Source organism: Neobacillus drentensis, assembly GCF_036962765.1.
GTDB lineage: Bacteria > Bacillota > Bacilli > Bacillales > Cytobacillaceae > Neobacillus > Neobacillus drentensis_C.
In genome coordinates, this window is sequence record NZ_JBALOS010000117.1 from 44,630 (window position 1) to 55,928 (window position 11,299).

An 11,299-nucleotide genomic window follows, 5' to 3' on the forward strand; every position below is an offset into this window, starting at 1 on the left:
GTTTCAATCAAACGTTTGAATAGTATAGCCTATTTGGAATATGGTCGAAAATGAGTCGGTACGTGACGAAAGTAGATTAAATCCTGTTTTTCGACTATTTTTTGTTTATTTTTCAACCATTTATTTATGGGCAGGGCGGGACTAACCCAGAAATATCAAGTGCTGAACTGAAACTAATCAAACGTTTGATTAGAAGGGAAACTGGTTGATTTTTGTCATAGATCCTAATGAACATTCAACTTGTATGAATTCAGTTCATTGCAGCTGGTTGGCTTTCGTTCTCGGGCACATTTTTACAAAAAGTTTTTATAAACCCTTCTTATCGCCCTCTTCACTGTTTTATTAGTCAAGTCCCCCTTATAGGGGAACAATAGATTGAATAGTAAAAAGCAGGGATTAACTTTGGTTTTGAAATGGAAGAAGTTTCGAAGGAAAATTCCGTATTAAACCTTACTCATATCGGTCTATCAGAAAAACTGGAATGTTATCAGGCCTGTGAAAGAGGATGGACTTCCTATTTATCTAGCCTGCAGCAGCTATTGGTAAGCGGGAAAGGAAATCCTTATAAAATCCTTATATGGCTGATTCTGAAAACTAATATAAAGGGATGGAGTTTACTTTCATTAATACCTTTTTATTGGGGGAGTACCTATGAGTTATTGTGAAGTTATGAGACAAATGATTGGGAATTCTCCATTAATCATTGTACGTCCAAGTGTAGCCATTCTTAATCATGATGGACAAATTTTATTGAGTAGATATTCAGGTACTGCTTGGGGGATTCCTGGTGGAATATTGCAGTTAAATGAATCTGTTGAAGAGTGTATTTCACGAAATGTCCTTGAAGCAATAGGATTAAAGATAAATAGGTTGTCATTATTGGGTGTCTATTCAGGCAAGGAATTTATCAATCGAGTCGAGGAAAGTGGTGATGAGTACCATACTGTTGCCATTGGTTATGTATGTACCGAATTCGAAGGAGAAATAAATCCTGATAAGAATCAAGGAATAGAAGCCCAGTTTTTTGGGTTAAATCAATTACCTCAAGAAATCGATCCATTTATTAAAAACAAGTTAGTGGAATTAAAAGGACAACTTGAAAAAATGAATAGCACAATTTAAGCGGGTGCTCTTACTCAGCGTTCAACCAATACAAGGTTGAACGCTGAAATAGGGGGGGCAGAGAGTTCCAACCAAGCCCCCGTTTCCTCAATTAACAATAATAACCTATATCCTTCCTGGTCCTAAGCAATCGTTAGTTTAGAGAGTCATCTGAAAATGATGGCAAGTAATATCTAGCCCACCTATTCCATCTTCTTTTATTATTCCACAAATCGATACCCAATCGAGGAATAAGATAAAAAAACCATGCTGTCGTTCCAGCATGGATTCTATATTTCTGGTGGTTTATCCCTCAAATTCTTTCATCAATTGCTTTAAATCGCGGACAGCTAGTTTGGTACTCTCTTTTTTATTATTATGAAATCCGGCACCTGTTAAAGCATCATGGCTTGGAAAGGAATTAGTAGCAAAGCTTTTGTAGCCATCTGAAACTGTGAAAATTTCTACCGTAAGGGTAAAACACTTGCCTGTGTAGATTTTAATAATCTCTAGCTCATCACATTTGAACTTTGTTACCACTCTCATAGACTAATCCTCTCTGCCTTGAAGGCTGCCGAATTCATATTTCTATAAACAAGTATACGTTAAACTTGAGCTATCATGATGTGACAATAATCAAAAATATTTGAGTCTTTAATGCAGTTCCCTCTGATATCACCTAGTAAGCAAAAAACACCCACGCGTTGTAGGGAAATAAATGTCTACAAGCGGGGTGTTATCATTATGGCTTAGTGTTACTAAACTATTATCTCTTTTCAGCAGAAAATGTTTTCTTCACTTTAGAGCTTTCATGCATTCCGATTCTTTTTACTGTGATATAGACACTTCCGGATTTTGTGCCAAGTTGTTTCGTACTAATCGTTGCGGAAGTAGATGTAACCGATTTAGATGTTGCAAGTAGTTTTCCTTTGGAGGTGTATACTTTTACAACATCACCTTTTTTCAGGCTGCTTACGTAAATTTTATCGTATTTCCCTTTATAATTCGTTATTTTTATTTTCGATGTGGATGGTTTAGGAGTGATTGGCTCCGCATAATAAGATACCTTTACTTTTGCACTTTCTGACATACCGCTTCTAGTAAGGGTAACATAAAGATATCCTGACTTTGTTCCAAGCTGACTTACTGCCACACTAGTGGCAGTAGAAGTTGCTGGCTTAGAAGAAGCAAGGTACTTTCCAGATGCTGAGTAGACCTTTACAGTATCACCCTTCTGGATAGAGCTAGTTGTAATGATATCAGATTTACCAACGTAATTCGCAACTTTTACTGACGAGCTTCTTACCGTTGGGGAAAGTCCTTTAATAAGAAGATTGTATTCTTTATCGCTAGAATTGTAGTCATCATCAATAGAAACATAGTATTGGCCGGCTGGTAAATTTAATCTGGCCGCTTCCCATCCCTTTGCAAATTGGTCATTCTTTGTTGTGAATGCCCCTTTTTCATTTCCATACCGATCATAAATGGTCACGTCCCAGGATACATTCGGCATTCTATTCAAGTAGATATCCACTGAGGATGAACTCGCTAACTTAAAGGTATAAAAATCAACATCACCAGAAGATTGTAGGTACCCCGTGTATGTGGTACCGATGGTAACAGGATTAGCTGATTGGGAATCATTGTTAAATTCTTTCTCGAACACTTTCGATTTTGTATAATTGACTCTAAATTTATAAGGTTTTTGACTAGAATTATAATCATCATCGATGACAATATAGTATGTACCTTTTGGCAGCCCGACTATTGTTTCCATTGGGAGCATTACATACGAAGAGGAGTTAGTGGTCATTTCCTTATAAACTCCACCGTACTGGTCAAGGATTGTTACATCCCACTGTACATCGGACTTTTGATCCATTTTTAACGTAATCGCTCCATCTTCAGGCAGAGTAAATTTAAAATAGTCATAATCACCTGATGATTGCATTTCACCAATTATGTCTTGGTTTGTATTGATAGAATTTGCTGAGGCCAGGACATTATTAAATTCAAGTTCGGTATTTTGCAATGCATTAAAGTATAAGGCAAAATAATAATTTTTATTATAAGAGTTATAATCATCATCAATCTTCAAATAATAAGTTCCTGCAGGTAGTCCGACCCGTCTTTCTGTCACTCCTAGCGCCGTATTGCTGTAATCTGTTGTACCATCAGTATAAACATTGCCATATTGATCCGTAAGCTGAAAATCCCAAGACATATTACTATAGTTATTGATATTAAATGTTACTTGTCCCCGCGTTGTTAAGGTAAATTTATAATAATCCTCGTAGTCTTCATTTCCCTTTAACATGCCGTTATAAACGGTATTAACATTAATTGATTGTGCTGATTGGTAGGTATCATTCCCTACATTCGCAAAAGCACTCGTGTTACCCATCAACACGGCAAATAATAAGAATAATACTGATGCTATCTTTCTCTTCATTTCTACTTTTATCCCCCTACTATTATGAATTACAGGTATATTATACCATACTCATAATATTGTAAACTTGGAAATGCTTAGGGGTCTATTGCGGTATTCACTAACCGAGGCAGCCAGAATAAGAAACCGTACATTTTCACTTGATCGTGCATGTTGAATGCAGTCGGTAAGAAATAGTTGGTGATGGGTTAATATTTAAAGTGCAATCATGTGGAGGGGGATCTTTTTGATCATAATGACTAATATAATGGGTGCCAGAGGCGGAATGAGGGCCGATATTGCACCTAAAATCAGCATATAAATAATCATGGTTTTAAGTAATTTAAGTGATGTTATCAAAAAGAAAACGATCATTCCTATTACAGAAATCCCTGGATGAAAATATCCTAGGAAAAGAATAATCGGAAAAAGAAATACAGCTGTCTTGTGATGGCCTGATTCTTTTTGAGTTTGAATCCAATCTTGCATGTATATAATTCCTTTCTTAGTAAAATGATTAGGAAAGCCCTTTACTCGGTGTGCCGCCTTAGTTGGGTTTTTCTGTGCATAGTGACTTCGTAAGTATCATTTTCTACACAAGAAAGGGAAAGCCTGTACGATTCCATCAGACTTTCCTCTACTAAGTATAAATCACGCAATCATTAAATTATTGGCCCATTTAAATGCTTCATGATAGCAATCGAGGGCGGCTTCTTCAGGTAATTGCAATTTCTCACACCAACCGCTAACGTCTTCCCAAGCTCCTCTTTCAATCGCAATCGTTAATTCCAATGTGCCTTTCATTGGATTCGGTTGGCCCAGCAAGGCTTCACAAATGTCCTCTTGGAGTGGTATTAACTGTAAAATCTCCTCCATCTCCATCCCTAACAATGCATCCATAAGAGAAAACAAACCGGTTAAGAAATAGGATGAGGATTCCTTGCGTTTATTTTTATGTAAAGAAATAAGGTCACACACTTTTGCCCGAATGAGACTATTGTTAAACAGTTCGCGAGACCATTCGTTCTTACCCGTGATCGTTCCCCTGATGGAGAGAATATAGAGCCACTTTTTGAGTTCATTCATTCCCAGACGGACAATGGCCTGCTTAATCGAATTGATTTTACTTACGGAACCATATACAGGGGAATTACTCAGTTTAAGCAACTTATAAGTGAGCGATAAATCTTGTTCGATTAACTCGGTAATCAAACCGAGATCCGGTTCATTCTGAGACATATGACTAATGATGACAAAATAATTTTGAAAATACTCCGGTACATCATGGGTAGAGAGGATGACCGGTTTAGAAAAAAAGTACCCTTGAAAATATTCATATCCACTTGCTATGGCCGATTCGAATTCCTCTTGCGTCTCGACTTTTTCTGCCAGCAATGTATAGTTATATTTTTTGGAAAGCCGTTCAATGATTCTTCTCATATAAAGGGAGGTATCACGATAATCAACCTTCACAATATCTGCGAGCTCTAATAAAGGATAGGAATAGGGATTATCCTTATTTAACACAAAATCATCAAGTGCTAGTTTATAGCCCTTACATTTCAGTTCTTTGCATAGCTCCAATATTTCTTCCGTTAGTGTCACGGTTTCTAGTATTTCGACTACAATATCATTGGGGTTTAGATAGGTCGGAAGTCTTGATTTTAGTAGATTTTCAGTAAAGTTAATAAAGCAAATTTTGCCATTGGAAAGTTCGTCCACTCCTATATTAATAAAACTATTAATAATGACATCAGTCGTTGCGGCATCGCCGCTAATGTTAGGAAAATAGTTATCTGGATTGTTACGATAAAGCAATTCATAAGCGAATATGTCTTTCGCTTTGGTGAATATTGGCTGTCTTGCGACAAAAACCTCCATTATACTACACCCCAATATCTAGCATTATTTACACGCAAAGGTCTATCCATTTCAACAACTCATTTAAAATAAATATATAGGAAAAATACTTGCCACTCAATAGATTTGTAAAAATTTTGAAACTTTTCGTCTAAAAAAATCGGAATAATCAATTATTGTCGAATTTTAATGTGAAAATAGAAGGGGGAATTCATAGGTCTGTTGAACTATTAAAAGATCATATTTATTTACCTAAGGAGTTACAAATATGGAAAATAATTTACGCGTTCTAATTTGTGATGATTCTTTATTAATTCGAAAAAAATTTAGAGATATCTTGGAAAAATGTAAATGTGCTGAGATCTTTGAGGCGGAGAATGGAATCGTAGCGGTTGAATTAGTGAAAGATCATAACCCGGATTTAATCTTCATGGATATTGTGATGCCAGAAAAAGATGGGATTGAGGCATTACAAGAGATCAAGGAGATCCAACCTAATGCTAAGGTGGTCATGGCTTCGTCTGTCGGGACAAATGAACTCCTTAAAAAAGCACTAGAAAATGGAGCTTATGATTTTGTTCAGCAGCCTGTCAATCTTGAATCGGTTACGAATTTAATCGAGAAGGTCTTGAAGGAGGGAAGTGTGCATGTTTAGTCAGTACTTTGGCCATTATTTATTAAACCGCGGACTCATCACAAGAGAGCAGCTAGCAGATGCATTAGAATTTCAGAAATCTGTTCATGTGAAATTTGGGGTGATTGCGATTGATGAAGGGTATATGACTCCTAACCAAGTAGAAGCCGTTCATTTGATGCAAAAAAAGGTAGATAAACGTTTTGGAGAAATCGCGATGGAATTGGGCTACCTAACGGATGAACAAGTGCAATTGCTTGTTTCCAAGCTAAAGCAGAATCATTTATTCTTAGCACAAGCCCTTGTGGACCGTGACTATATGACGATTGAACAATTTGGCACTGCTCTAAATGACTATAAAAAAGAGTATAGCCTGTCGGATGATTAATTTGAAGCCATTAAGAGCGGAAGTATTGAAACATTCGTGGAAAATCTTTTGGATTCTAAGGATTTCGTGAAACAAGCTGCCTACGGAAAGTACCTTTCACTGTTTGCGAAAAATGTAATCCGCTTTGTTGATGAACAAGTGTATTTAGAGGTAGCAGAGCAAGGAGTTGCACAGGAAGGGAATTGGTTCGTTCATCAGGATATCATCGGCGAGTTGCCGCTTTTCACAGCAATCTCAGCGAATAAAGAGGTATTTCTTCATATTGCTTCCCAACATGCGGAGGAAGAATTAACAGAAGTAGGACTAGCAAAAGCATCGGTTTGTGAATTTTTGAATCTCACGAATGGAATTTATTTGGTGAATATGTCAAATTGGGGTATCGAGCTCAATATGAAGCCTCAAGGGATTATGGAAAATACTGCAGTGTCTGGGGAGTCATTTGTGGTAACGGTGAATACGTCCAAGGGTCCGTTCCAATTAATTCTCTCTGACCAGCCTGCAACGATTTCTATCGAGCAAAAAGCGAATAGTGAACAGCCAGCATAATCAAGATATCAAGACATACAAGGGATCGTTTCCTTGGTATGTTTTGTTTTTAGTAGGTTCATCATGCGGAAATAGAAAAAGCACCTAAAAAAGGTGCCTTACATCAAGAATTGTTTATGGTAGGAAATCTTCTTTTGGATTTTGCTTTTTAGTTCGTGATCCAAACAGCCCTCAAGTAATAATTCATTGTAACGCATACGCAAAAAATGCCATTCCAATTTGAATTTTGAAAAGGACAGACTGGTATTCATAAATATCACTCCTCTAATGGTTCACAAATCGTAGGAGTCCGTATTCGGAAGCTGGCGAGCATAGTCAAAAGACCTTAGCCCCTATAGCTTTGCGTCACCATTTTTCAATGGTTTTGCCATTATCGTACGATTTATGGAATATAAAACCTACTATAGGTTAATATACCTATTGTTTTCAAGTACTATTTTCATATTTTTAATAGGGAAATTAGCTCCGGAGAGAGGCTATCATACCAGCTCTCAAAATAAACTCGAATAATTTTTGTTCATGATGCTTATTCGGACAGCATCAACGGGAAAAAGCCAAAGATTGTCTGAATGCGTGGCCTATTCGGACAGCATTGTAATCATGAAAGAAAATAAACGCTCTTTTTTCAAAGAGTGTGTCATCTTATATTCGCCCTTAAAAGCCCATAATTCGCTCATTAAGACTCCGGATTCGCTCATAGAACTTAAAAATTCGCCCATTCTATGGATAAATCAATAAATAAATCATCAATATCCAAATTATAATTTTCCGCAGAAAATCATTTTTATGAGCTTCTCCTAGGGGAATAACACAAAACAGGCAAAATGAAAGAGGACTATAAGTGAGTCCCATAAAGATAATTTTCCATTAATGTAGCTAACCACTATTAAACCGAAACGGCCCCTATGGAGAGGCTAATGTGCTTTTTTTTGTTGACGAGCACCCAAAATAGTTAAGAGGATCCCAACAATTGTTACCAGTGATGCCACCCACGGGACAGCCGGGAGGCCACCACCAATTTTCATTTCAATTACTACTCCACCAATATAGGCACCAAGTGCATTGCCAAGGTTGAAGGCAGCAATGTTTAAGGTAGAGGCTAAGGTCGGCGCCTCTTTAGCGGTATTCAACATGTGCAGCTGCAATCCAGGAACTGTTCCAAATGCGGCAATCCCAAATAAAAATACCGTTACCAGCGTCAATAGTTTAGATTGATCGGTTAGGCTGAAGAGAGCAAGGACAAGGGCTAATAGGATAAGGATTCCAATAAGTGACGGCAATAACTTTCTATCGGCCCATTTTCCTCCATAAATATTCCCGATGGTAATACCAATGCCGAATAATACGAGAATGTATGAAACGGATTTTGGTGAGAATCCTGTGATATCTACCAAAATGGGAGTGATGTACGTAAAGGCCGTAAAGACTCCTCCAAAACCAAATACCGTCATCAAGAGTGCGACATGAACCGTTGGTCGCCGTAAAACCCCGAGCTCCTGGCGTAAACTAGAGGCGGACATTTTCACTTTTGGTACCATTAGAGCGATTCCAACCAGAGCGATAATACCAATGATGGTAATCGACCAAAATGTTGATCGCCAGCCATATGCCTGTCCTAGGAATGTCCCAATCGGAACGCCTAAAATATTGGCTAACGTTAACCCGGTAAACATAATCGCTATCGCCCCTGCACGTTTTTCTTTCGGAACCAGTTCTGCAGCGATCACTGAACCTACTCCAAAGAAAGAACCGTGGGTTAATGCTGCCAAGATGCGCGCCACCATTAAAATAGAATAATTAGGTGCTAGAGCCGCTAACGCGTTCCCTGAAATGAAAAGGATCATAAGGAAAAGTAAAAGTTGCTTCCGTTTCATTTTATGAGTGGCTACGGTGATGATGGGAGCGCCGATTGCAACTCCTAACGCATATCCAGTAACAAGCATGCCAGCCATGGGGATGGAGACGTGCAGGCTAGAAGCCACATCTGGGAGCAATCCCATAATAATAAATTCAGTTAATCCAATCGCAAATGCACCTAGAGTGAGGGCATAAAGCGCCGCTGTTGAGCTGTTGGATGTTGAAGCATTTGTTGTATCGTGGCTAATGTTCATTGAGCCCATTTGGAGCCCTCCTTTTCTAATAGAGAAGGAGACTGACATTTCCTCTATCAGTCTCCCTATTTATTAACCTAATTTTTCAATTACTGCTTTTGTTACAGCTAATGTAGACTGCGGGTTTTGCCCAGTAATTAAATTCCCGTCTACCTCGTAATGAGTAGACCAGTTTGGAGCAGCCACAAAAATAGCCCCTAATTCACGAAGTTTACTTTCCAAAAGGAATGGAAGTTGCTGGGCAAGGCCAGTATCTGCCTCTTCTCGGTCTGTAAAGGCGTTCACTCGTTTACCAGCAACAAGAGACTGCCCATTCGATAATGTCGCACCAACCAATCCGGCAGGTCCATGACAAACAGCAGCGACAATCTTATTTCCTTCAAAGAAGTCACGTAGCAATTCTTGAAGTTTCTTGTGATCAGGAAGATCGAACATGGTTCCATGACCTCCTGGCAGGAAAATAGCATCGAAACTTTGGTGAGAAATTTCATCCAGTTTCAATGTGTTCTGTAAATACTTTGCTGTATCTAAAAACTCTTGCGGTGTCGTTGCATCTACACTGCCCGGGTCGACTGTACTTTTTCCTCCAAGGGGACTTGCCACGGTCACTTCGTACCCTTTCTTTGTGAACTCGATATATGCTTCAGCAAACTCGGATAACCAAATACCCGTCTGCTTTTCTTTATTTATTTCTGTATGGTTTGTGACAACCATTAAAATCTTTCTAGACATAAGTGATGACCTCCATAAAGTATTTTTGTTACATTTGCTATTCTAATCCCGTTGAATCTATAAAACAAATTATGTTTTTATGGATTATATATAAATAAATTTATAGATGAGGCGATAACAAAAAAATCATTCAGAAGTAAACTGAATGACTTTTTATGGTTATTTTTCACCCAGTAATAACTTCTTTATATGATTTATTTCAGGGAGATGTTTATTTTTGGTTTTATAGGCAATATATAATTCGTTCGTTACTTTGAGCTCATCGAAAATGATTTTTGATTTTTCCTCATCCATGGAATTCCTTAAGATATAGGTTGGAATTAAACTAAGTCCCGCGCCTTGTTCGATTGTCTTGAGAATAAGATGTAAATTAGGAATGACATGAGTTGGTTTTATGGAAGGTCTTTTTTTAAAGTGCTCTCGCCATAGTCTTCGTATAATAGGTAAATCCAGTCCATAACTAATCCATTTTTGAGAAAAAAGCCATTGTTCTTTCCATTTCTGGTCATCATGATGGGGGATTTCCATTTGTTTCGGTGCAACAATGACAAATTCCTCATCACATAATTTTATATACTCAATGCCCGGCGTTTGCGACTTTTGAGAAGTAATCAGGATATCGATGGTGTCTTCCTTTAATAGTTCTAACAATTGATCAGCCGTTCCAAAGTGAGAAACGGTACAGGTGTTGTATTCGGGAAGTTGTGGAAGTATATTCTCGTAATAATATTCAATGGCAGACCCAATCCTGATAATGGAGAGAGTAGGTAACGAAGTAGAATGAAAACGTAAACTAGTCTCCTCTAAAGACTCAATAAGAGGTGCTACTTGTGAATATAATTCCTTTCCCCTTTCAGTAGGAACCATTTTTCGAGAAGTTCTAGTAAATAAGGGCTCTCCAACTTCTGCTTCTAATGAAGCCAAGTGCTGACTCATTGCTGGTTGCGTCATAATGCGCGTTTTCGCTGCTTCCGAAACCGAATTGTATTTATAGATATAAATAAAGCTTCTATACCATTCAAAATCGACCATATAAAAAATCTCCTTTATTTCTAAGTGGGAGGATAACGAGAATTGTTTTTTGATAATCCTATACTAAAATCTTCTGGGTGTCACGCTTCGATAGCATAGTTTCTTTTTAAAAGAGGCAGGTTGTAAGAAGACAGCTGTCGACATTCTTTTCCCGCATTTGCATGGGAAAAGAGAGGAAAGGAACGAGCCGAGGCTGTTTTAATCAAACGTTTGGTTAGTTTCGAAATGGCGGGGGTTTAATAGAATAATGGAAGTTTGCAAGAAACCCATCTGATTTTGTAGAAAGGTGGGTTATTTCCTGCGGAATTTTCGAGCGTGTTTCGACAAGCTTTTTGCTTCCTATGCAGGTAAAATGCTTTTCCATCAGTACTTGCATTTTTTTCATCTCTCGACAACTAGGGGAATGATTAAAAATATTGGGGGTTTTATTCAGTAGCTTTACGATAGACATTTTTCTGGATTTC

General features: G+C 37.9%; 11 protein-coding genes and 1 riboswitch. Of the genes, 4 read left to right on the forward strand and 7 right to left on the reverse strand.

Annotated elements, in window-relative coordinates; genetic code table 11:
- Window positions 1–651 precede the first annotated feature (651 nt).
- Window positions 652–1,122, forward strand: coding sequence for an NUDIX domain-containing protein (locus V7137_RS15310; protein ID WP_335698884.1), 471 nt, complete (start codon window positions 652–654; stop codon window positions 1,120–1,122).
- Between the two features lie 285 nt (window positions 1,123–1,407).
- Here the strand turns inward: V7137_RS15310 and V7137_RS15315 are convergent, their stop codons facing one another.
- The 4 genes from V7137_RS15315 to V7137_RS15330 form a co-directional block, all read right to left on the reverse strand.
- Window positions 1,408–1,647, reverse strand: coding sequence for a hypothetical protein (locus tag V7137_RS15315; RefSeq protein ID WP_335698885.1), 240 nt, complete (start codon window positions 1,645–1,647; stop codon window positions 1,408–1,410).
- Between the two features lie 220 nt (window positions 1,648–1,867).
- The gene (locus tag V7137_RS15320; protein ID WP_335698886.1) at window positions 1,868–3,553 is read right to left on the reverse strand and encodes a hypothetical protein; all 1,686 of its coding nucleotides are present in this window, start codon (window positions 3,551–3,553) and stop codon (window positions 1,868–1,870) included.
- Window positions 3,554–3,748: 195 nt separating this feature from the next.
- Window positions 3,749–4,021: a hypothetical protein gene (locus V7137_RS15325; RefSeq protein ID WP_335698887.1), complete on the reverse strand. Its 273-nt coding sequence runs from the start codon at window positions 4,019–4,021 to the stop codon at window positions 3,749–3,751.
- A 162-nt stretch (window positions 4,022–4,183) separates the two neighbouring features.
- On the reverse strand, window positions 4,184–5,413 hold the full coding sequence (locus V7137_RS15330) for an EAL and HDOD domain-containing protein (RefSeq protein ID WP_335698888.1): 1,230 nt from the start codon (window positions 5,411–5,413) through the stop codon (window positions 4,184–4,186).
- Between the two features lie 247 nt (window positions 5,414–5,660).
- Between V7137_RS15330 and V7137_RS15335 the strand changes: the two genes are divergently transcribed.
- The 3 genes from V7137_RS15335 to V7137_RS15345 are packed head-to-tail and all read left to right on the forward strand — an operon-like array spanning window position 5,661 to window position 6,960.
- A complete protein-coding gene (locus V7137_RS15335; RefSeq protein WP_335698889.1) occupies window positions 5,661–6,047 on the forward strand; it encodes a response regulator in 387 nt (128 codons plus the stop codon).
- A complete protein-coding gene (locus V7137_RS15340; RefSeq protein ID WP_335698890.1) occupies window positions 6,040–6,414 on the forward strand; it encodes a hypothetical protein in 375 nt (124 codons plus the stop codon). Before V7137_RS15335 ends, V7137_RS15340 begins: the two co-directional genes overlap by 8 nt.
- Window positions 6,415–6,462: 48 nt before the next feature.
- Entirely contained in the window at window positions 6,463–6,960 is a 498-nt protein-coding gene (locus V7137_RS15345; protein WP_335698891.1) for a hypothetical protein, read from the forward strand.
- Between the two features lie 294 nt (window positions 6,961–7,254).
- Window positions 7,255–7,339, reverse strand: a riboswitch (cyclic di-GMP riboswitch).
- Window positions 7,340–7,874: 535 nt separating this feature from the next.
- On the opposite strand, the gene V7137_RS15350 is transcribed toward V7137_RS15345, so the two are convergent.
- From V7137_RS15350 to V7137_RS15360, 3 genes are all read right to left on the reverse strand, one after another.
- On the reverse strand, window positions 7,875–9,080 hold the full coding sequence (locus tag V7137_RS15350) for an MFS transporter (protein ID WP_335698892.1): 1,206 nt from the start codon (window positions 9,078–9,080) through the stop codon (window positions 7,875–7,877).
- 63 nt (window positions 9,081–9,143) lie between these two features.
- On the reverse strand, window positions 9,144–9,803 hold the full coding sequence (locus V7137_RS15355; protein ID WP_335698893.1) for a type 1 glutamine amidotransferase domain-containing protein: 660 nt from the start codon (window positions 9,801–9,803) through the stop codon (window positions 9,144–9,146).
- A 159-nt stretch (window positions 9,804–9,962) separates the two neighbouring features.
- Window positions 9,963–10,835: a LysR family transcriptional regulator gene (locus V7137_RS15360; protein WP_335698894.1), complete on the reverse strand. Its 873-nt coding sequence runs from the start codon at window positions 10,833–10,835 to the stop codon at window positions 9,963–9,965.
- Between the last annotated feature and the right edge of the window lie 464 nt (window positions 10,836–11,299).

Bases quoted from the DNA above. Each gene is read 5' to 3' on its own strand.
- V7137_RS15310 (WP_335698884.1), top strand. From the start codon at position 652: ATGAGTTATTGTGAAGTTATGAGACAAATGATTGGGAATTCTCCATTA.
- V7137_RS15315 (WP_335698885.1), bottom strand. From the start codon at position 1,647: ATGAGAGTGGTAACAAAGTTCAAATGTGATGAGCTAGAGATTATTAAA.
- V7137_RS15320 (WP_335698886.1), bottom strand. From the start codon at position 3,553: ATGAAGAGAAAGATAGCATCAGTATTATTCTTATTATTTGCCGTGTTG.
- V7137_RS15325 (WP_335698887.1), bottom strand. From the start codon at position 4,021: ATGCAAGATTGGATTCAAACTCAAAAAGAATCAGGCCATCACAAGACA.
- V7137_RS15330 (WP_335698888.1), bottom strand. From the start codon at position 5,413: ATGGAGGTTTTTGTCGCAAGACAGCCAATATTCACCAAAGCGAAAGAC.
- V7137_RS15335 (WP_335698889.1), top strand. From the start codon at position 5,661: ATGGAAAATAATTTACGCGTTCTAATTTGTGATGATTCTTTATTAATT.
- V7137_RS15340 (WP_335698890.1), top strand. From the start codon at position 6,040: ATGTTTAGTCAGTACTTTGGCCATTATTTATTAAACCGCGGACTCATC.
- V7137_RS15350 (WP_335698892.1), bottom strand. From the start codon at position 9,080: ATGGGCTCAATGAACATTAGCCACGATACAACAAATGCTTCAACATCC.
- V7137_RS15355 (WP_335698893.1), bottom strand. From the start codon at position 9,803: ATGTCTAGAAAGATTTTAATGGTTGTCACAAACCATACAGAAATAAAT.
- V7137_RS15360 (WP_335698894.1), bottom strand. From the start codon at position 10,835: ATGGTCGATTTTGAATGGTATAGAAGCTTTATTTATATCTATAAATAC.